Genomic DNA, 17,922 nt, shown 5'->3' on the forward strand with positions numbered 1-17,922 from the left:
CAGACTCCTACACGTAACCGGTTAATTGGAATAACTTTTGAAGAACTGCTCCGCCGTGCGCCCACTGTGGCTGGCGCGGAGCATGGCAAACTGTTTGGCGGCGGTGTGGAGTTGGTCGCGGTCACCGTCAAACTCGGAAAAATACTGATCCACTATTTTCAAGTAGCTATCCCAGTCCGCAGGATAGAAACTCAGCCAGAGTCCGAAGCGGTCCGCCAGGGACAGGGTTTCTTCCACCACATCTCCGTGGTGAAGCTCGCCGTTCACGATTTTCGTCTGCTGGTTGTCCTGTGTACTTTCCGGGATCAGATGGCGTCGGTTGGATGTTGCGTACAACAGAACATTTTCGGGAGGCAGCTCCAGGGAACCGGCGAGAATGGTTTTGAGCGCTTTATAACGTTCATCACCTTTCTCAAATGAAAAGTCGTCGCAGAACAGGATAAAACGATACTTGCACACCTCGTCACTATCGAGGTAGTCGACAATTTCTGGCAGATCATCCAGATCCTGGAGATTGATCTCGATACAGCGCAACCCTTCGCTACCGAACCGGTTCAATAACGCCTTGATCAGACTGGATTTTCCCGTACCACGAGCACCCCACAAGAGTGTATGGTTAGCGGGCTCCCCTCGCAGGAACTTCTCGGTATTTTCCACCAGTTGCCGCTTTTGTTCGTCAATTCCCAATAACTGATCCAGGCGAACCGGATCCAGACGACGAACAGGCTTTAACACGCCTTGCTGAGCGCGCCAGATTGCCGCGATCTGTTGATCCCAATCAATTTTTTGCATACCGAACGGCTCCCGATTCGAAGCCGCAAAAAGTACACCGTCACACGCATGCAATCAATCGCCATACATCTGTGTCAGCTTTTCCGCTTGAATACGGCCTTCTTCATCACCCGCAACATCGGTTCATCAGAGCGGAAGATCAGCCCGTGAATTTCCGTGGCGTTCTGCCCCTGCAGCAGCTGTTGTAAGAATTGCACGATCTGCGCGGAAATTTCCTGTCCCGGCACCAGAACCGGTATCCCCGGGGGGTAGGGAACAATTTCGTCGGCGCAGGTGCGGCCAACCAGCTTTTTCTCCGCTGCCACACCATTGTCCATCAGCGGAAGTTCTTCGGTTTCAGCAAAATAGGCATCCGCTGGCAAACAGTTGAGATGGGTGAATTCCGGCAACTGCCGGGCTGTACCCACATGACTGCGCTTGCGCGGCTGGCGCGCCAGTTGCTTGAGAGCGTGAACCAGGCGCAGTAATTTGCTTTCAGTACTGCCGAGGGTCACCAGCACCGTTACGGTGTTGTAGGTCGTTTTTTCTACCTGAATCCCAAACTGATCAAACAGTTTGACCTGAATCTCCTTGCCGGAATAACCGCTACCCGATACGTCGATGGTGACCTTGGTGGGATCCAGGCGGATATTGTCTTTCGCCAACGGTGCCGGAACCAGATCCTCAAGGGTCAGTGCGCGGAATACACCGGTGGCATCCACCTCGCGACGCAGCGTAGCCACCATTTGCGCGCAGTGGCGCAAACGGCCATAGCCTTCCATCACCATCTGCTTACGGGCCACATCGAGACTCGCGATCATGGAGTACTGGGGGCTGGTGGACGCGTACATGTTCAGGTTTTCACGGAAACGGAACTCATCGAAATCCGGATCCTGCACGTGGATCATGCTGGCCTGGGAGAAGGCCGACAACATCTTGTGAGTGCTCTGGGTGACATAGTCGGCCCCGCACTCCAAGGCGGTTGGCCGCAATTCAGTATGAAAATATCCGTGTGCGTACCAGGCTTCGTCGATCAGCACCTTCACCCCTCGCTCGTGAGCGTAGTCAATGATCGGTTTGAGGTCGTAACGCAGGCCGTCGTAGGTACAGGAGGTAATCACCAGCAGCCCCGCATCCGGGTGTTCGTCCAGCGCCTTCTCGATATCTGCCCGACACACCGGGCCATAAATCCCGAATTGCGGGTGCAGGGTGGACTTGAGGTACACCGGCTCCACCCGGTTCATGACGATCGCATGGTGCACCGACTTGTGACAGGCCTGATCGACAATGATCTTGCCGCCACCACCGAGAATCTGCTGGATCACCACCTTATTCGCGGTTGAGGTGCCGTTGGTGAGAAAAAACGTCTGTTCGGCGCCGAACGCCTGGGCCGCAAGATCCTGTGCTTCCTGAATCACCGAATGGGGTTCAAGCAGACTGTCCAGCACCTGTACCGATACCGACAGATCGGTATTGAAAACGTGCTCACCCATAAAGCGGTAGAAGTCGCCCACCCAGGGGCTGTTTCGCAGACTGTCGCCGCCGGAGTGACCCGGGGTATGCCAGGCATCGCGGGCAGAGAAAACGTATTCTTTAAGCGTATCGGCAAAGGGGGTGGAAGCGCGGCGAGCAATAAATGCCTGCACCAGGCGGAACATATGGTTGAAGTTGCATTCGCGGCGGTCAAACAGCTCATCAAAACGCTTGCGCACGGACGCCGGGGCCCCCCCCTGATCATTAAGGAATGAATCCTGCGCCACCAGGAATACATTCAGCTGTGCACGCACCGCGTGCATACGATCCGCCAGCTGCTCGGCGGCCTTGAGCTCATCCGAAGCGCAGCCACCATCAATAATGAGTGCCTGTAACTGGTCTTCCTCCCGCAGGCATTTCTCCAGAGCACTGGTGGCCACCGATTCAAACCGCAGCCCATAAGGATTCTCGTGCTGTGCGGCGGTCGCGTTGAGCGCGCTGACCCAACTACTGCTCAGATCGCGGTCATTACTGACCAGCGCGACACGGCACTCCAGCGGCTGGCGCTGTTCACAGAGATTGCCCAGATCAGGCATTGTCAGTTCTACACCCATAACATTTCTTCTTATCTTTCAGCATAGGAGACAGATACTAAATGAGGCTGGCGCCGTTTAGGGGGGGACTGCGGAAATTGGCAATAAGCACCAGAAAGCGGGGGGGATACGAAATCAATGGTCGAAAAATGTGATCACATTAGAATTTTGCGCTCTGAACTTCCCCGTTAAACTGCAAACAATGCTGCACCCGCACGCGCTGTACCGGCGACAGGTCATTTAACGCAAAGTAGTCAAACGCGGAATGCTCAGACGACAGGGTGATATCGCCGTTACTGTTCCCCACGCCGTGGGTTTTCAGGTGCGCGCGAAAGATAAATACGTGGGAGTTGTATACCCGGTGGTAATAGACGCCACTCAGATAGTCGATGACGATCTCCCGGCCCAGCTCTTCCCGGCACTCCCGGTGCAGGGCCTCATGAATCGTCTCGCCCAGGTCCAGGGCGCCGCCAGGCAGGCCCCAACTTTTATCAGCGTAGGTGGCACGTAATTGCAGCACTTCCCCTGCTTCGTTGGTGATGACCGCGTGTGCACTCAGTTTGTAGGTATCGTCGAATCCCATCCGTGGACCTTCATCAGCATTCCAGGCACCATTGAAATCGGCGGAAGGTGGCGCCACCCGGCGCGCACACAGCAGACGCACCTCGGTGCCACTTAACTTCCCGTGCCCCGGGCCAGTTCAAAACCAATCCCCAGGGTCTGCACCGATTCATCGTAGTCGATCAGGCTCTCTCCGTAGCCGTTGAAGTATTTCACATAGCCACGTACCCGGCTGCCCATGGGAAAGCTCCAACGCAGTTCACCCGCCCCCTTGTTGTCGGAGCGCAGGTTGTTTCGCACCATGATGGAAATATTGTGGTCGCCCCGCTCTACCCCTCCAACAAATTCGAAGTGCCCCAGATAGAACTCCAGGTCTGGGTTGTCGTCGTCTTCCATGTCTTCCGGAATGCGGTACCAGGGCTTGACAGTGAAATAGACATCGTCCTTTTCAAACGCGAAGTTGGCGTAAATCCGATTCCAGCTGCGCGACAGCGGCTCACTTCGGCCATTGGACTGATGGTTGAATGCGATCTGATTGGCCACATTCTGGAACCCGAAAATGGTCCAATCGTTCAACCAGGTCATGATCAGCTCCGGCTCGTGATTGGTCTCGCGAAATGGCGCAGAATCGTCCGAGTTGTACGCCTGCCAGAACGAGCGGTTGGTATAGGCAAAGCTCATAAAAGATGCCTTGCCCAGAAAACCGCGCCAAACGGGCACCTGTACCGAGAGCTGGAACTGTACCTCGATGGAATCCAGGTCGACCTCGTGTTCTGTGTCGTAATCTTCCAGCCCGCCCTTGTTGGGTTTGGGATTGTAGGTAATCGGCAGAAGATAGTTGGTCTTATGGGACGCCAGAGTGAACGGGTTCTGCGCAGCATCGCGGATGGCCTGAGCGCGCTCGCTGACCAGTACATCCGCGGACTCCTGAGGGGACACCTCCGGGGTGGTGGCAAAAACCGGAGTTTCCTCCACCCGGCGCCCCTCGCGGATCACCGACAGTTCGCAGCGGATACGCATTTCTTCGAGCGTGATATTGGCGGGCGCAGTAAGTAACTGCTCACGTAAGCAGTTCTGCTGGCGCCGCTCTTCACTTTGTAGGGAATCATCGGTCTGCAGAATCTCGATTTCTTCGTAACCGGATTGCGCCTCGACCTCTTCCTCCGCGATGGTTTCTTGTGCACACACCGGCTCTGCGGTCAAAACCACAGCGGCGGCGAAACCATAGAGAAGGGGCCAGCGGGGGAAGGGAAGCAAAGATCGAACAGAAAACAACGAATGGTGCTCCTGAATAAACACGGAACGCCAGTTTACATGGTTTGGGAATCTAAAGTGTGCAGCCAGTCAGCTTGCGTCTGCGCGTAGTTCAGCTCAGGGACGCGAGCTCCGGCGACCACTCCAGATCGTGCAGGCGCACCTGCCAGAGACGGCCGGTACTACTAGGCCAGTCGTACCCCACCAGCAAGCCGCGGGGGTCTACAAAGCAGTGGGCATCGCGCTCGGCTTCATCGCCCTGGTAGGAAAATACGGTGATGTCGGAGCCCAGATCATGCACCCCCTGGATATTCGCATCACCCGCCATAACCTCAGCCCGGCGATGGCTCACCCGCGGCGACAGCAGCTTGCCCCGCTGGGACGGGTCGACAATGTCCGGGGCAACCACTTCACAGCCAAATTCCATATCGCACAGGCGCTGCAGCAGGGGCCCCATGAATATGCGCATCAGCGGAAACAGCAGCCGATTGCCGCCTTCCAGAACCATCTGTTGGGGGCCGTTGGGGCCGGTCCAGTCGGCCTCAATGGGGTCGCCCATGGCGGCGCTCCCGTTATTGGTAGGCGCCAGGCGGTAGTGGGCATTCACCTCATCGACTTCGTCTTTCCAGTTCACCAGGCATTCGGTCACCAGCCCCGCGTCCATCAACGCGCGGACTTCGATACCGTGCCCCTGCTCACCCACCAGCCTGCGGCTGATAAGCAGCTGCCGGCCCTGCTCATCGCGCCCCAGCTGCCACTCGTCCTGTACCGGCATGGTTCTGCCATCACAGCTGTACTGGTAGCGGCCCTGGGCAAGGTTAGCGGTCATTCGCATATAGTGTTCATCCATGATTTCGCGAGATATTTTCGGGGATAACCCGGGTACAAACGCACAAAATTGATGCATATTTTCTGCTCGTTCGCTGGAGAACTCGGATGTGCAGATACGACTTCAGCATCTTGTGGGAAACTTTCACGGTACCAGCGGAGTAAAACTCACCGGCACCTGCAAAAAGTATTGCACAGCCCCCCGAATTTGCTGCGCTTTCATGAAGTTTTTACGAATTTTTATGGAACTATTTTCACGGTAAATTCCGCGGATCATACGTGATAACCAGGCTCTATTGTGCGGAGGATGTGCGACGGGATTGTGCTCCGACACCCCCACCTGGTATATCCCGCGCGGGCATTAACGCTTTCAGGCATAATCACGGAATTGCTCATTCAATTTGGCAGCAAGCTTCAAGAATTAACACAAGGAGAAAGCCATCATGCTCGAATGGCTGAATACACACATCGCCTACTGGCACTGGCTGGTACTGGGACTATTGCTGGTAACCGCCGAGATCTTCGTTTCCGGCTTTATCCTGTTCTGGTTCGGTCTCGCCGCACTTTTTATGGGGGTATTACTGATGCTGGTGGGCATGCCGATTACCGCGCAGCTGCTGATCTGGGCGGGGCTGTCTATTGCACTGGTGTTTCTGTGGCAGAAATTTATCAAACCCAACTGGAAAGACCGCACTACTTCGGGCATGGCAATGGAAGCGCTGACCGGCCAAGTTGGTTCAGTGATCGACTCCAACATTGGCAAAGCCCGCGGACGCATGCGCTTCCCGGCACCCATTCTCGGCGAAGATGAGTGGATGTTTATGAGTACCAGTGAGATTGCGGTGGGCGAAAGGGTCAAAGTGATGAATATTTCCGGTAACACACTGGTAGTCAGCCCGCTCTGACCGAACGACTTTCAATCCAAACACACAGAATATTTTATTGGGGAAATGTAAATGGAAGGTTTATCTGTAGTCTTGGCACTGGTAGTGCTGGTGATTATCACCGTCGGCATGGGGGTACGTATCGTACCGCAGGGCTCCAAACACATCGTGCAACGGCTGGGCAAATACCACAGCACACTAAACCCGGGCATGAATGTCATCATCCCTTATGTGGACCAGGTACCCTACAAGGTGACTACCAAAGATATCGTGCTGGATATCCCCTCTCAGGAAGTCATCACTCAGGACAACGCCACGATCATTGCCAACGCCGTTGCCTATATCAACATCGTCTCGCCAGAAAAGGCGGTGTACGGTGTTGAAGACTACGAAATTGCGATTCAGAACCTGGTGCAGACTGCGCTGCGCTCCATCGTCGGTGAGATGTCCCTCGACGCTGCGCTCTCGTCCCGCGACCTGATCAAGGCCAAACTGAAGGAAGCCATTTCCGACGATATTGCCGACTGGGGAATCAATCTGAAAACCGTGGAGATTCAGGACATCAACCCCTCGGCTACCATGCAGAAAGCGATGGAAGAACAGGCCGCCGCTGAGCGCCAGCGCCGTGCCACGGTTACCCGTGCGGAAGGGGAAAAACAGGCCGCAATTCTGGAGGCAGATGGCCGCCTGGAAGCATCAAAGCGGGATGCCAAGGCTCAGGTAGTACTGGCGGATGCCAGCCGGGAAGCCATTGAGCGCGTCACTCAGGCCATTGGCGACAAGGAAATGCCGGTGATGTATCTGCTGGGGGAGCGCTATATCAATGCGCTGGAGGAACTCTCTACCTCCGCTAACGCCAAAAATATCCTGCTACCCGCAGATCTGCCCAATGCTGTAAAAGGGCTACTGAACCGATAGCGCTTATGGCAGCGCACCTGTGTTACAGGTAGCGCTGCCAGAACTCCGCCTGGCCAAACTCTTCATCGAGAGCGTAGGGTTTGAAACCCACCTTGCGATAGGCCGCCTGCGCCGGCAGGTTTTTCTCCAGCACTTCCAAGGTAATCTTGCCGCAACCGCGCGCCCTGGCCTCTGCCACCACTTTCTCGAACATCAGGGTGCAGATTCCCGCGCCGCGGGCGGACGGGCTCACAGTCACATCGTGAATATTCACTAGCGGCTGGCACATGAAGGTGGAGAAACCCATAAAACAGTTCACCAGCCCAACCGCCTTCCCCCCCTGATACGCCAGCACCGAAAACGCACCAGGAAAGGCCGCAAGACGCTCCAGCAGCGCGTCATGACAGATTTCCGGCAGTGGTTCACCGCCGCCACAGGGGTCCAGCGCATACTCATTCAACAACGCCAGAAGATCTGCGCCCTGTCTCGCGTCGCGGTAATCGGCAATTACCGTCTCAACCGTGTTATTCATATTCTCCCCAAACTCCGATTTCTGCTACTCAATGAGATTGATCAGCAGTCCGTGCGCGCGGCTTCCGCCCGCGCAACCAGCTCGCTCTGCGCCTGAAAAAAGCGGCGGTAATTACGCACCCGCGCCCGCTGGGCCAACAGCCAGCGCACTTTTTTCCGCCGTCGTGTCAACGCCGCATTGTGTTTATTGAAGCGGCGTGGGCGGCGAATACTGGTTCTGCGGAATCCCATAATCAATCTCTGCGAAAGGCATAGCGGGCGTTACACACCGTGAAAGGCGCAGGGTAACAGAAGGGGATCACCGGTGCAGACATTCCCGCCAGTATCCCCTCGCGAAAACCACAGGCATTCCACGCCTGTCCCAAACAGGATATTCTGCGCAGTCACTGCACACCAATGGAATGACAACCTTGTCCCAGCTCCAAGACCTGATAGAAAAAAACCGTTCCTGGTCGGAAACTACCCGCAAGGAAAAACCCGATTTCTTCCTCAAGCTCTCCGAACAACAAACACCGGAATACCTGTGGATTGGCTGTGCCGACAGCCGCGTACCCGCCAACCAGATCGTCGACCTGTTGCCGGGCGAGCTGTTCGTCCACCGCAATGTTGCCAATGTGGTGGTGCACTCGGACCTGAACTGTCTGTCAGTGATCCAGTTTGCAGTCGAAGTGCTCAAGGTCAAACACATCATGGTTGTGGGTCACTACGGCTGCGGCGGTGTCAAGGCAGCCCTGGAAGACACTCGTCTGGGGCTGATCGAAAGCTGGTTGCGCCATATCAAGGACGTGCGCGACAAACATCACACCCTGATCGAGTTGTTTAAAGAACAGGATCGTGTGGATCTGCTGTGTGAATTGAATGTCCTGGAGCAGGTGATTCACGTGTGCCAGACCACACCGGTGCGCGACGCCTGGGAGAATGGTCAAGAACTGTCTGTACATGGTTGGGTCTACGGCTTGTCCAATGGGCTGATCAATGACCTGAAGATCACCGTCGAGAACACCGGGCAGATCACCGATATGTATCACCGCGCACTCACCAGCATCGCCCAGAGAGGCAAGGAGTAACCCTTGCCCCGGGCACTGCCCACACCCGGTGCCGCCCCTCCCGGACCCCATGAAAACCCGGGAAATCACCGGCTAAATCATAGGTTCCTTAACTTTCCCCGCGTTTTTCCCTAAACTCCACAGCCTCCAAAATCGACCGCTCGACCTTTACGAATAACGCTGTTTCCGGGGTAATCATGTCCGACTTCCGTGTGTGGGAATGCCAGATCTGTGGCTGGATTTACGACGAAGCCAAAGGCTCGCCAGACGACGGTATTCCCCCTGGTACACGCTGGGAAGACATTCCCGACGACTGGGCCTGCCCGGAGTGTGGCGCCACCAAAGACGAATTCGAAATGCTCGCGGTGGTGGCCACTGCTCCGGGACACAAGCCACAGGCCAGCACCCAAAGTAAACAGGTAGCAGCCACAGCGGCACAGTCTACAGCAGTGCACTCTGCCGCAGGCCGTATCTGGGAATGCATGGTGTGCGGCTGGATTTACGACGAAGCCAAAGGGGCACCAGAGGAAGGCATCGCCCCCGGCACCCGCTGGGAAGATATTCCGGCCGACTGGACCTGCCCGGAATGCGGCGTCGGTAAAGAAGATTTCGATATGGTACTGGTAAGTCAGCCGGATGCCGAGGCCCCTGGAGAGCAACCCGCGGAACACATCCGCCCTGCGCTCGACGATACCCTGCCACTGGTGATCATCGGTACCGGTCTCGCGGGATACCATCTGGCCAGGGAGTTCCGCAAACTGGATCAGCGCACCCCATTGATACTGATCACCGGTGACGACGGTACCTTCTATTCAAAGCCTCTGCTGTCCGCCTCGCTCGCCCACGGGAAAACGCCGCAACAACTGGCCACCGCCACCGCGGAAGATATGGCGAAAGAACTGAACGCAGAAATTCTGGTGCACACCCATGTCACCAATCTGGACCGCAGCGCCAAACTGCTGACCCTGGTATCCGACAGTGGCGGCATAAGCGCCGAACTCGCTTACGGACGACTGGTATTTGCCACCGGTGCCAATTGCGCGCCGCTACCGCCCATTGAGGGCAATGGACTATCGCGCCTGTTCCGGGTAAACAGCCTGACCGATTACCACCGCTTCCGCACCGCGCTGGCCAACCGCAAGCGGGTACTGTTGATGGGCGCCGGCCTGATCGGTTGCGAGCTTGCCAACGACCTGATTCAGGCGGGCTACAACGTCGAGGTGGTGGACCCGCAGTCCTGGCCGCTGGCCAACCTGCTGCCGGAAGCCGCAGGGCGGGATATTCAGACATCTCTTGAAAACGCAGGAGTACACTTCCACTTTGGCCACAGCGTCAACAGGCTGCAGCAGCATGCCGGCGGAGTCCGCGCGGAACTGGCCGATGGCAACACCCTGGATGCGGACTTGGCCCTCGCCGCCCTTGGCCTCATACCAAATACCGGCCTCGCTGAAGCCGCGGGACTCGAGGTTCGTCGCGGCATTGTCACCAGTCGCCAGCTGCAGACCAACGATCCCGATATCTTTGCACTGGGGGATTGCGCGGAAGTCGACGGTCATAATCTCTTTTACGTCGCACCACTCACCCAGAGCGCGCGCGCACTGGCGCAGACGCTCAACGGTACTCCAACCCCGGTGCACTTTGGCTGCCTGCCGGTCGCGGTAAAAACTACCTTGCGCCCCACCGTAGTCTGCCCGCCCAGATCCGCGGAAGTGACGGGGGACTGGAAAGTCACCAGGCTGGACGACGGTATCGTCGCGGAGTACCTGGACGCCAGCGGCCAACTCCATGGTTTCGCCCTCACCGGCAGTGGTATCACCGAGCGCGACGTCCTCAGCCAGCGCTGCCAGCCCCTGATGGGCACAGAGGGCTGACCGGACGCCGTTCGCGATAAAGAAAGTCACGCAATGGCGGCGCTTTTCCCGTAGAATGGCCGCCAGCACAAATTTTGACCACAAATTGATCGAAGTATGACGGCACCTTCAAATTCCGCCCCCTCTTCCGTTAGCCCGGCATCCAGTCAGGATTCCCAGGCCGAGCGCGCCCGCGCCCTGCGCGACACCCTTGGCCAGTTCGCCACCGGGGTAACCGTTGTCACAACCCTGGACGCAGCCGGCCAGCCGGTGGGTATGACCGTCAACAGCTTCAACTCTGTATCCCTGGACCCGGCACTGATCCTGTGGAGCATCGACCGCGGATCCCTCAGCTACAGCGCTTTCACCGAATGTGAGCGCTTTGTGGTACACGTGCTGAAGGGTGACCAACAGCATGTTTCCAACCTGTTTGCCGGCCGCGGTGCCGACAAGTTCGGCCAGGTAAAATGGCACCGGGGCGCCGAAGGTATCCCGCAGCTGGACGATTGCGCCGCCCTGTTCCACTGCCGCCGCGCGCAGAATATCGCCGGTGGCGACCACACCATCCTGCTGGGCGAAGTACTGGAATTCTCCGCCGCCGGCGGCGAACCTCTGGTGTTTCACCGAGGCCGCTATCGCGCCCTTGCCGGCGAGTAAGGCCACTGGGCGCATGCCGGGCCACAAGGGCCCGGATTCTCGCAACCGGTCCGTTATTCCCCGGCTGCGTTATAACCCCACAGAAAAACCACACCAAATATTCTAAAAACTCCCCCCAAATTCCCGCCTCGCCGTTGTGACCCTGTCACCTCGTAGTCATACTTTTAAATCATCATTGGGAGACCTCCGCCACTGTGGACGTCGAAATGCGATCAGCCGACACCCTCTTCTGCTTTGCTCACCGGGGCTACCCCAAACGGGCCACGGAGAACACCCTGCAGGCCATCTCCCACGCACTGGAATTCGATATTGACGGTGTGGAAATCGACGTTTGGAATGTGGGCGGCGAGCTGATCGTCAAACACGACCGCCGCCTGGGCCGCCTGCTGGCGGGGCAGGAACTGCTGACGGATATGGCACCCAGTGCCCTGCGCAAAATGCTGCTACCCGGCGGCGAGCAGGTGCCTACCCTGCGGGAAGTACTGGAACTGATCGGCAACCACGTGCAGCTGAATATCGAATTGAAAGGCCCCAACTGCGCAGCACTCGCCGCCCGGGAGCTGGAATCCTACATCCGCGACAACGGCGTCAGCTACGAGCAGTACATCGTCTCGTCCTTTGACCATCGCCAGATCTACGAATGCCTGAAGCTGATCCCCCAGGTGCGCCGCGGCGTACTGATTGACGGCGTGCCGCTGGATCTTGCCGCCTGCGCGGAGCCCTTACAGGCCTACTCCATGCATCACAGCCTCAATTTTGTGTGCCCGGAAATCATTGCCGATGGCCACCGGCGGGGCCTGAAAAGCTATGTGTTCACGGTCAACCATCCGCATGACCTCGCCCTGGTAGCCGCCATGGGAGCGGACGGCGTGTTTACCGACGAGCCAAAGCTGATCATGGATTACAACGCCGCCAAAACCGCCGAAGTACTGGCGGAGCAGATCCAGCCGGCCGGGGGACTCAAAGCCGGCTGATTCTGGGCCCGATCTGTTCAGTGGCTAGTTGCGGCTGTCCAGCATCTCTAACAGCTGCCCGACACTGGGGCGGGTCTTGTAATCTTTGGAGACATGGGCCCACTCCACGACGCCCTCTTTATTCACAAGAAAGATTCCCGGTGCCGCGATTTTGTGGTGATCCCGCCCCGACCAGTCCTCAAGCACAATTCCGTAAGTTTTGTACTTTTCCACCGTCGCATCGTCGATCTGCACCACCACATCAAATGCCTCGTGGGCTTTCAGATCCGGGTCGGACAATACCGGGAAAGGAATCTCGTAGGTCGCCTTGGCCATGGCACCCGCATCCGGCTTATCCGCGCTGATCAGCACCGGCGTCACTCCGCGCTTTTCAAACTCTGGCCACGCCTCTGCCAGCTGACGGATCTGAACATTACAGTAAGGGCACCAGCCCCCTCTGTAGAAAATCACCAGTATCGGCGCCTTGTAGGCCACCAGGGAGCGCAGGGAAATCGCATCTCCCTTATGATCGCGCACGGTAAAATCCTCTGGCTTGGCCCCCGCCTTCAGCCCCACATCCCCGGTGCCAAGCGCCGCATCCTCGGTCACCGAGAGCTCCGGCAAGCGCTCAGGCAATTTGACGTCCTCCGCCTGCACTCCGGAAAAGATCCCGAGCAACAGTGAAAACAGACACAATACTCTTCTCATGACGACTCCTTTTTCTCAATTGCGAACTCGCTTTCAAATTACCATACTCTGAGCGACCGGCGTGGCGCATAATGAACATTTCACAAAACGGCAACTTGCCAATCCCGCCACCCAAACAGCGACGAAGCCACCCAAAGCCACAAGAAGTTACCCTATGAGCGAAGATCACCTGGAAAGCGTACTGGAACAGTCCTGCGAAGAGCGCTTTGAATATTTTCTGGACCTGGTGGGGGAAGAACGGGAAGTCTGGATATTGATCAACAGCGACGAGCACTTCCTCAAGCTGCACAGCGATGAGGATGGCGGCTTCGACTACCTCCCCGTGTGGCCGAGCGCCGAGTTTGCCGAAGCCTACAGCGCCAGTGACAGCGACCTGACGCCGAAAAGTATCCCTCTCCCCCAGTTCCTCAACCGCTGGTTGCCCGGCCTGAAAAAAGACCGTATCGAGGTAGGCATATTTCCCGGTGGAGATCACAGCGTATGGATCACCGAACCCGCAGACCTGGAGCAGGACCTGCGGGACGAGCTATCACGGTTTTGACATGTAACCCGGGCGCACTCAGTGCCCGTGGTTTTTCGCCTGAGTGTAAAGTTGATCCTTCAACCGCGCACGCTCGGTCTTCAGTGCCCGGAAATGGTGATCGTCCGTCGCCACCCCTCGCTCCTCCAGACCGCGAATGGTTTTATCCAGCTTGTGGTAATTATCGCGATCGGTCTTGAACTGGATACTGTCCTGAACAAGGTGACGGATACTGTCGGCGAGGTCGGGAAATTCGGTTTCCAGGGTGCGCATGGTCATGGGCAGAGGCTCCGATTAGTTAGTAAGCAGGAAGCTGGAGGTTCACTCCTGAATACTAGTGTCGAAGCGGTCCCCTCCACATTACTCGCCACGGACCAATATCCCCGCCATCAACGCATCCGCGCCGCCCCCTCCTGATTTTACCTTGTCATCAACCGTGTCCTGCACCAGGCGCGGGACTCGCTTTCCTCGACTGTCCCGCGTCTATAGTTACCTAAACGCCAGATACCTGAACACCCGCAGAGCTGACCAAGGCCCTTTGATAAGAGCCAATGATAAGGAGCTTTGAGAAAAACCTTTGAGAAGAACCTTCAATAAGTGCCCCTGTGAAGGACCATTAGATGACAGAGCCTCAAACCGAGAATAGCTACCGGACACAGCGCAAGCCGAGATCAGCGTTTGCCACCCGCGAAGCCTATCTTGAGCACGAACTGCAAGTCATGGCCCCGCGCCGCTGGGCCCCCAACTACCCATTCCGCGACTACCGTTTTGAGTGGGAAGACTGGATCCCCGCCATGGCCGCCACTATCGGCAAGGTAGTGATGGTGGCCGCTATTGTGGCGGCATTCGCCACACCGCTGGGGCTTTCCACCGAATTTATAACGGAGAATATCCGTTTCGAGATGCTGATCGCGGCAGTTCTGTTCGCCTTCTTTCTTTCCGGATTCCTGAACCCCACCGCCAACCTGCCCGGCACCCACGGGCCACTGATCCCCATGATTCCCCTTGTCGTCGCCTCCGGAGGGCACCCCATGGCACTGGGGATCATGATCGGAATACTGGGCTTTATCCTGGGTATCACCAAATGCGGGAGCCTGCTCACCCGACTGACCAGCAATGGGGTAGCTGGCGGCCTGCTGCTGTACCTCGGATTTATTGGCGTAACCAGCCAGGTGGGGCGCCTGTTTAGCTGGGCGGAAAGCTTCGACAAGGGCCATATCGCCTTCGTCGTACTGCTCGCCACCATAGTCATGTACGCCCTGCTCGAGCACTTCCGCAAACGCTGGCTGGCCATTCCGCTGGGGTGCCTGCTGGCGGGGCTGATAGCTTTTGCGCTAGGGGCACCCTTCGAATTCACCACCGAACCAGGCCTGCCGAACATGAACCCGGCATATTGGTGGGGGGAATCCACCGGCTGGCAGCTGGGTTTACCGGACCTGAAGGCGTTCCTGGCGGTCACCCCCTTCGCCATTCTCGCCGTCGCCATGTGGTCCCCGGACTTCCTCGGCCATCAGGTGTTCCAGCGACTCAACTACCCGAAAAACACCGACCGGGTAATCATGAATATTGACGACACCATGATCGGCGCCGCCTCCCGGCAAATTGTCGGCAGTGTCATGGGGGGCGCAAATATCACCTCCTCCTGGGGGACCTACATCGTGCCGGCGGCAATCGCCAAACGGCCAATTCCCGGCGGTGCCGTACTCACCGGTATCCTGTGTATTGCCACGGCAATACTCGGCTACCCCATGGATCTCGCGGTATGGCCACCGGTGTTAAGCATCGCGCTGATCGTTGGCGTGTTCCTACCACTGTTGGAAGCCGGCATGCAAATGACCCGCAAAGGCAAAACCACCGAATCCGCCGCCGTCGTCATTTTCTCCTCCGCCATCGTCAACCCGGTATTTGGCTGGTCATTGACGGTGCTGCTGGACAATCTGGGGCTGATCGGGTGTAAGGAACGCGGGCAGGAGCTTGGGCACACTGGCCGATGGATAATTCCCGGGATTGTTTTTGCTTTGCTGAGTGTTGTGATGTTGGCGATTGGGATGTTTCCGGGGGTGCCGGCGGTGGTGGGGGCGTTCAGAATGGAATAACCGTAACCGATCAGGTATCAATTGATACTGCGCAACAGCAGCCTGCAAATACTGGTAGGAGCCGCTATCGGCGCAGCCAAACATGCCAACAAGAAACTGAATTACCCTGCTCGAAGCGAAGCCGCCAGCGCCATCGCCCAGCTACTGGAGCACCACCCCCTCGCGAACGTGAGCGCGCAAGAAATGAAAGGCGCTATAGGTATGCGCAACGCCATTGTTCACGACTACTTCAACCTGGACTGGGAGCTAATCCAGGCCGTGCTGGAAGAACAGAAATACAAAAAGGTTGGTCTGTTTGTGGAGCATTGTTGCAAGCTGCTTGGCGACAGCACCGACTAACCCATACCAGCAGTGACGTCGGCCACAGCCACTGCACTAATATTCACAGTTGGCGCTATACCACAGTGATGGCAGGGTTTGACGCCAGCGAATCATTCAAGCCGCCGGCTTTACGGGCGCCCGAAAAAGGAGGCTTTTTTTCTCAATTTCTTCGTGAAATGCTTCTGGCAACAGGGCCCAGTCATGCACTTCAACCAGAATTGGGATTGTACTTTGACTCAGTGCCTCTTTAAGCGCCCCAAGGCCAGATAAGGGCGCAGAAAGATCACCTGGGTTGCGAAGCACTAGGTCCAGGTCACTACCTTCATGGGCCCCGCCGACCACCCGACTACCGAACGCCCAGACTTCAGCCTCCGGGACCTGCTCATCGAGAATACCCAACACGCCTTCCGCGTATCGCGGCAACAGATCAAGCTTGGGTGCCATCAGTCATCTCCGACAATACCTTGGCTAGCGCCCTGGCATCCTCAACATAACGCGGTAAGAGCACTAACGTTTCATTTGCGAATTGCTCGCCATAGTCGTGCGCCGTGGTGTTCCGGTTGGCGCGATACTCAAGCCAACGCTCGACCTCATCTATACTCAGCAAACCATGAGTCCCAGCGTTTCTCAGGACATCATTGAAAACCAGTCTATCGACTTGTCGCGGGCTCCCGGAAAATGCCTTCAACGCCTTTCGCAACAACTTTCCCGATGTTTCCAACGAAAGCTCAAAACTCTTGATGGCGGCATTACGAAACAGATCGTATTGAACACTGCCCGGCGATACCTTACCCAACTCTTCGAGCGCTACAGCCAGTGTATCCACCGTCCGGCACAGATGATCCACGTTTAGAGCCATTTTCCCTTCCAAAAGTCACTATAATCGCCTTCCGGCCGATTATAGTGCTTGCTCACTTGGTCACAACGAGTTCGTTCAAGCCGACTCACGGAATCATGACTCACAGGTCAAAGTCAACCTCACAACCCACTTCCTAAAACCTCCCCCCTTGCCGCTTCAAACAGGCGACTCAATTCGGCGCTCCCCCTCACCTTCTCCTTTATCCGCCGCACCGCCTGACTCACCGCACTGTAATGCACACCACCAAACACTGCGCCAATCTCTGGCAGCGTCATCCCCGCCAGATCCTGACAAAGCCACATCGCCACCGCCCGCGCCGGATTTGCGCCAGAGCGCCCAGGCGCCGAGCGCTTATAAAGGTCGTCAGCCTGCCGCTCAAAGACCGTTGCAACAGCCTCCACAATCGTCACATGCCCAACCGAAGTGCCGCCGTCACCGGCCACGCCGTTCACCTCGGGCGGTATCTCACCAAGCCGCGAGCGCATTTCTGCCTGAAACGCCTCACCACCAAGAAACGGCGACTGCCGCTGACGCTCGTAAAACGCCGCCACTTCCTCATCCACACCCTGCTCCACAAACTGCCGGTAGCCCTGGTACTTGTCCCGACGGCCCAACGCCGCGTAGGTAAAATCCCGATACAGCCAGTCTGGCGATTTGCAAAGATTGAGGAATGCGGGATAACTGGACCAGCGATACGCCTCCAATGAATCCACCAACGGCTGCCTGGTCTCAATCGGGTTGCGGTGGATATACCGGGTTAGTGGCAAGTGGTAACTATCGGCCTCCACCAAAATTGCCTTGTAGCGACCGCGAAACAGCGGGCCATCCCGCCCCTGCAGCCGATTAAAGCGCTGAGTATAAACACCATTGATATGGCGCATCGCGCGGCTCAGATTGCCGAGAGGTGTGTGAATAAGAAGATGGTAGTGGTTGCCCATCAAACAATAGGCGTGCACCTGAACCTGAAACCGCTGATGGGCTTCAGCAAGCGTATTGAGAAATGCGGAATAGCAATCCGCATTGAGAAAAATTTTCTGCCGGGCCAAGCCACGATTCATCACGTGGTACCAGGCTCCGGGGTATTCCAGTCGTAAAGGTCTGCTCATGTAAGGAGAGTAGA

At 57.0% G+C, this 17,922-nt stretch carries 21 protein-coding genes; 9 read left to right on the forward strand and 12 right to left on the reverse strand.

What is annotated here, in order from left to right; all coding sequences use genetic code 11:
* Positions 1 to 21 precede the first annotated feature (21 nt).
* From AU11_RS06390 to AU11_RS06410, 5 genes are all read right to left on the reverse strand, one after another.
* Complete coding sequence (locus AU11_RS06390) at positions 22 to 792, reverse strand: ATP-binding protein (protein ID WP_043317290.1); 771 nt, start codon at positions 790 to 792, stop codon at positions 22 to 24.
* A 74-nt stretch (positions 793 to 866) separates the two neighbouring features.
* Positions 867 to 2,858, reverse strand: a complete 1,992-nt coding sequence (locus AU11_RS06395) for an aminotransferase class I/II-fold pyridoxal phosphate-dependent enzyme (RefSeq protein ID WP_043317292.1) — start codon at positions 2,856 to 2,858, stop codon at positions 867 to 869.
* A 139-nt stretch (positions 2,859 to 2,997) separates the two neighbouring features.
* Complete coding sequence (locus AU11_RS06400; RefSeq protein WP_231491632.1) at positions 2,998 to 3,501, reverse strand: NUDIX hydrolase; 504 nt, start codon at positions 3,499 to 3,501, stop codon at positions 2,998 to 3,000.
* 11 nt (positions 3,502 to 3,512) lie between these two features.
* Positions 3,513 to 4,586, reverse strand: coding sequence for a phospholipase A (locus AU11_RS06405; RefSeq protein WP_231491634.1), 1,074 nt, complete (start codon positions 4,584 to 4,586; stop codon positions 3,513 to 3,515).
* Positions 4,587 to 4,764: 178 nt separating this feature from the next.
* Complete coding sequence (locus tag AU11_RS06410; RefSeq protein WP_231491636.1) at positions 4,765 to 5,487, reverse strand: hypothetical protein; 723 nt, start codon at positions 5,485 to 5,487, stop codon at positions 4,765 to 4,767.
* Between the two features lie 436 nt (positions 5,488 to 5,923).
* Between AU11_RS06410 and AU11_RS06415 the strand changes: the two genes are divergently transcribed.
* Together AU11_RS06415 and AU11_RS06420 are read left to right on the forward strand one after the other, a co-directional pair.
* Complete coding sequence (locus tag AU11_RS06415; protein WP_043317295.1) at positions 5,924 to 6,385, forward strand: NfeD family protein; 462 nt, start codon at positions 5,924 to 5,926, stop codon at positions 6,383 to 6,385.
* A gap of 51 nt (positions 6,386 to 6,436) precedes the next feature.
* The gene (locus tag AU11_RS06420) at positions 6,437 to 7,282 is read left to right on the forward strand and encodes an SPFH domain-containing protein (RefSeq protein WP_043317297.1); all 846 of its coding nucleotides are present in this window, start codon (positions 6,437 to 6,439) and stop codon (positions 7,280 to 7,282) included.
* 22 nt (positions 7,283 to 7,304) lie between these two features.
* Here AU11_RS06420 and AU11_RS06425 read toward each other — a convergent pair whose 3' ends face one another.
* A complete protein-coding gene (locus AU11_RS06425; protein WP_043317299.1) occupies positions 7,305 to 7,793 on the reverse strand; it encodes an N-acetyltransferase in 489 nt (162 codons plus the stop codon).
* A gap of 41 nt (positions 7,794 to 7,834) precedes the next feature.
* Positions 7,835 to 8,023: a hypothetical protein gene (locus tag AU11_RS06430; protein ID WP_043317301.1), complete on the reverse strand. Its 189-nt coding sequence runs from the start codon at positions 8,021 to 8,023 to the stop codon at positions 7,835 to 7,837.
* Positions 8,024 to 8,202: 179 nt separating this feature from the next.
* Here AU11_RS06430 and can point away from each other — a divergent pair, with 179 nt between their 5' ends.
* The 4 genes from can to AU11_RS06450 all read left to right on the forward strand — a co-directional run bounded on the left by can (position 8,203) and on the right by AU11_RS06450 (position 12,319).
* Complete coding sequence (gene can, locus AU11_RS06435; RefSeq protein ID WP_231491638.1) at positions 8,203 to 8,859, forward strand: carbonate dehydratase; 657 nt, start codon at positions 8,203 to 8,205, stop codon at positions 8,857 to 8,859.
* Positions 8,860 to 9,035: 176 nt separating this feature from the next.
* A complete protein-coding gene (locus tag AU11_RS06440) occupies positions 9,036 to 10,709 on the forward strand; it encodes an FAD-dependent oxidoreductase (protein ID WP_051687004.1) in 1,674 nt (557 codons plus the stop codon).
* Between the two features lie 96 nt (positions 10,710 to 10,805).
* The gene (locus tag AU11_RS06445; RefSeq protein WP_081847966.1) at positions 10,806 to 11,345 is read left to right on the forward strand and encodes a flavin reductase family protein; all 540 of its coding nucleotides are present in this window, start codon (positions 10,806 to 10,808) and stop codon (positions 11,343 to 11,345) included.
* A 206-nt stretch (positions 11,346 to 11,551) separates the two neighbouring features.
* Positions 11,552 to 12,319 carry a glycerophosphodiester phosphodiesterase gene (locus AU11_RS06450; protein ID WP_043317306.1) on the forward strand — a complete coding sequence of 256 codons (768 nt, stop codon included), beginning with the start codon at positions 11,552 to 11,554 and terminating at the stop codon, positions 12,317 to 12,319.
* A 24-nt stretch (positions 12,320 to 12,343) separates the two neighbouring features.
* Here AU11_RS06450 and AU11_RS06455 read toward each other — a convergent pair whose 3' ends face one another.
* Positions 12,344 to 13,006 (reverse strand): peroxiredoxin-like family protein, encoded by a 663-nt coding sequence (locus AU11_RS06455; protein ID WP_043317307.1) that lies wholly within the window; start codon positions 13,004 to 13,006, stop codon positions 12,344 to 12,346.
* A gap of 154 nt (positions 13,007 to 13,160) precedes the next feature.
* Between AU11_RS06455 and AU11_RS06460 the strand changes: the two genes are divergently transcribed.
* Positions 13,161 to 13,547 carry a DUF2750 domain-containing protein gene (locus AU11_RS06460; RefSeq protein ID WP_043317309.1) on the forward strand — a complete coding sequence of 129 codons (387 nt, stop codon included), beginning with the start codon at positions 13,161 to 13,163 and terminating at the stop codon, positions 13,545 to 13,547.
* 18 nt (positions 13,548 to 13,565) lie between these two features.
* On the opposite strand, the gene AU11_RS06465 is transcribed toward AU11_RS06460, so the two are convergent.
* Complete coding sequence (locus AU11_RS06465) at positions 13,566 to 13,805, reverse strand: YdcH family protein (protein ID WP_043317311.1); 240 nt, start codon at positions 13,803 to 13,805, stop codon at positions 13,566 to 13,568.
* A gap of 341 nt (positions 13,806 to 14,146) precedes the next feature.
* On the opposite strand from AU11_RS06465, the gene AU11_RS06470 reads away from it, so the two are divergent.
* Both AU11_RS06470 and AU11_RS06475 read left to right on the forward strand, forming a co-directional pair.
* The gene (locus AU11_RS06470; protein WP_043317313.1) at positions 14,147 to 15,622 is read left to right on the forward strand and encodes a DUF3360 family protein; all 1,476 of its coding nucleotides are present in this window, start codon (positions 14,147 to 14,149) and stop codon (positions 15,620 to 15,622) included.
* Between the two features lie 21 nt (positions 15,623 to 15,643).
* Entirely contained in the window at positions 15,644 to 15,961 is a 318-nt protein-coding gene (locus AU11_RS06475; protein ID WP_043317314.1) for a HepT-like ribonuclease domain-containing protein, read from the forward strand.
* A 96-nt stretch (positions 15,962 to 16,057) separates the two neighbouring features.
* On the opposite strand, the gene AU11_RS06480 is transcribed toward AU11_RS06475, so the two are convergent.
* The 3 genes from AU11_RS06480 to AU11_RS06490 all read right to left on the reverse strand — a co-directional run bounded on the left by AU11_RS06480 (position 16,058) and on the right by AU11_RS06490 (position 17,908).
* Positions 16,058 to 16,387 carry a nucleotidyltransferase domain-containing protein gene (locus AU11_RS06480; RefSeq protein ID WP_043317316.1) on the reverse strand — a complete coding sequence of 110 codons (330 nt, stop codon included), beginning with the start codon at positions 16,385 to 16,387 and terminating at the stop codon, positions 16,058 to 16,060.
* Positions 16,371 to 16,802 carry a nucleotidyltransferase substrate binding protein gene (locus AU11_RS06485; RefSeq protein WP_043317318.1) on the reverse strand — a complete coding sequence of 144 codons (432 nt, stop codon included), beginning with the start codon at positions 16,800 to 16,802 and terminating at the stop codon, positions 16,371 to 16,373. The genes AU11_RS06480 and AU11_RS06485 overlap by 17 nt, the downstream gene beginning before the upstream one ends.
* 119 nt (positions 16,803 to 16,921) lie before the next feature.
* Positions 16,922 to 17,908: a transposase gene (locus tag AU11_RS06490; protein ID WP_043317320.1), complete on the reverse strand. Its 987-nt coding sequence runs from the start codon at positions 17,906 to 17,908 to the stop codon at positions 16,922 to 16,924.
* Positions 17,909 to 17,922: the final 14 nt, after the last annotated feature.

The organism is Microbulbifer sp. HZ11 (genome assembly GCF_000708675.1).
Taxonomy (GTDB): Bacteria; Pseudomonadota; Gammaproteobacteria; order Pseudomonadales; family Cellvibrionaceae; genus Microbulbifer.

Bases quoted from the DNA above. Each gene is read 5' to 3' on its own strand.
- AU11_RS06390 (WP_043317290.1), bottom strand. From the start codon at position 792: ATGCAAAAAATTGATTGGGATCAACAGATCGCGGCAATCTGGCGCGCT.
- AU11_RS06395 (WP_043317292.1), bottom strand. From the start codon at position 2,858: ATGGGTGTAGAACTGACAATGCCTGATCTGGGCAATCTCTGTGAACAG.
- AU11_RS06410 (WP_231491636.1), bottom strand. From the start codon at position 5,487: ATGCGAATGACCGCTAACCTTGCCCAGGGCCGCTACCAGTACAGCTGT.
- AU11_RS06415 (WP_043317295.1), top strand. From the start codon at position 5,924: ATGCTCGAATGGCTGAATACACACATCGCCTACTGGCACTGGCTGGTA.
- AU11_RS06420 (WP_043317297.1), top strand. From the start codon at position 6,437: ATGGAAGGTTTATCTGTAGTCTTGGCACTGGTAGTGCTGGTGATTATC.
- AU11_RS06425 (WP_043317299.1), bottom strand. From the start codon at position 7,793: ATGAATAACACGGTTGAGACGGTAATTGCCGATTACCGCGACGCGAGA.
- AU11_RS06430 (WP_043317301.1), bottom strand. From the start codon at position 8,023: ATGGGATTCCGCAGAACCAGTATTCGCCGCCCACGCCGCTTCAATAAA.
- AU11_RS06440 (WP_051687004.1), top strand. From the start codon at position 9,036: ATGTCCGACTTCCGTGTGTGGGAATGCCAGATCTGTGGCTGGATTTAC.
- AU11_RS06445 (WP_081847966.1), top strand. From the start codon at position 10,806: ATGACGGCACCTTCAAATTCCGCCCCCTCTTCCGTTAGCCCGGCATCC.
- AU11_RS06450 (WP_043317306.1), top strand. From the start codon at position 11,552: ATGCGATCAGCCGACACCCTCTTCTGCTTTGCTCACCGGGGCTACCCC.
- AU11_RS06455 (WP_043317307.1), bottom strand. From the start codon at position 13,006: ATGAGAAGAGTATTGTGTCTGTTTTCACTGTTGCTCGGGATCTTTTCC.
- AU11_RS06460 (WP_043317309.1), top strand. From the start codon at position 13,161: ATGAGCGAAGATCACCTGGAAAGCGTACTGGAACAGTCCTGCGAAGAG.
- AU11_RS06465 (WP_043317311.1), bottom strand. From the start codon at position 13,805: ATGACCATGCGCACCCTGGAAACCGAATTTCCCGACCTCGCCGACAGT.
- AU11_RS06470 (WP_043317313.1), top strand. From the start codon at position 14,147: ATGACAGAGCCTCAAACCGAGAATAGCTACCGGACACAGCGCAAGCCG.
- AU11_RS06480 (WP_043317316.1), bottom strand. From the start codon at position 16,387: ATGGCACCCAAGCTTGATCTGTTGCCGCGATACGCGGAAGGCGTGTTG.
- AU11_RS06485 (WP_043317318.1), bottom strand. From the start codon at position 16,802: ATGGCTCTAAACGTGGATCATCTGTGCCGGACGGTGGATACACTGGCT.
- AU11_RS06490 (WP_043317320.1), bottom strand. From the start codon at position 17,908: ATGAGCAGACCTTTACGACTGGAATACCCCGGAGCCTGGTACCACGTG.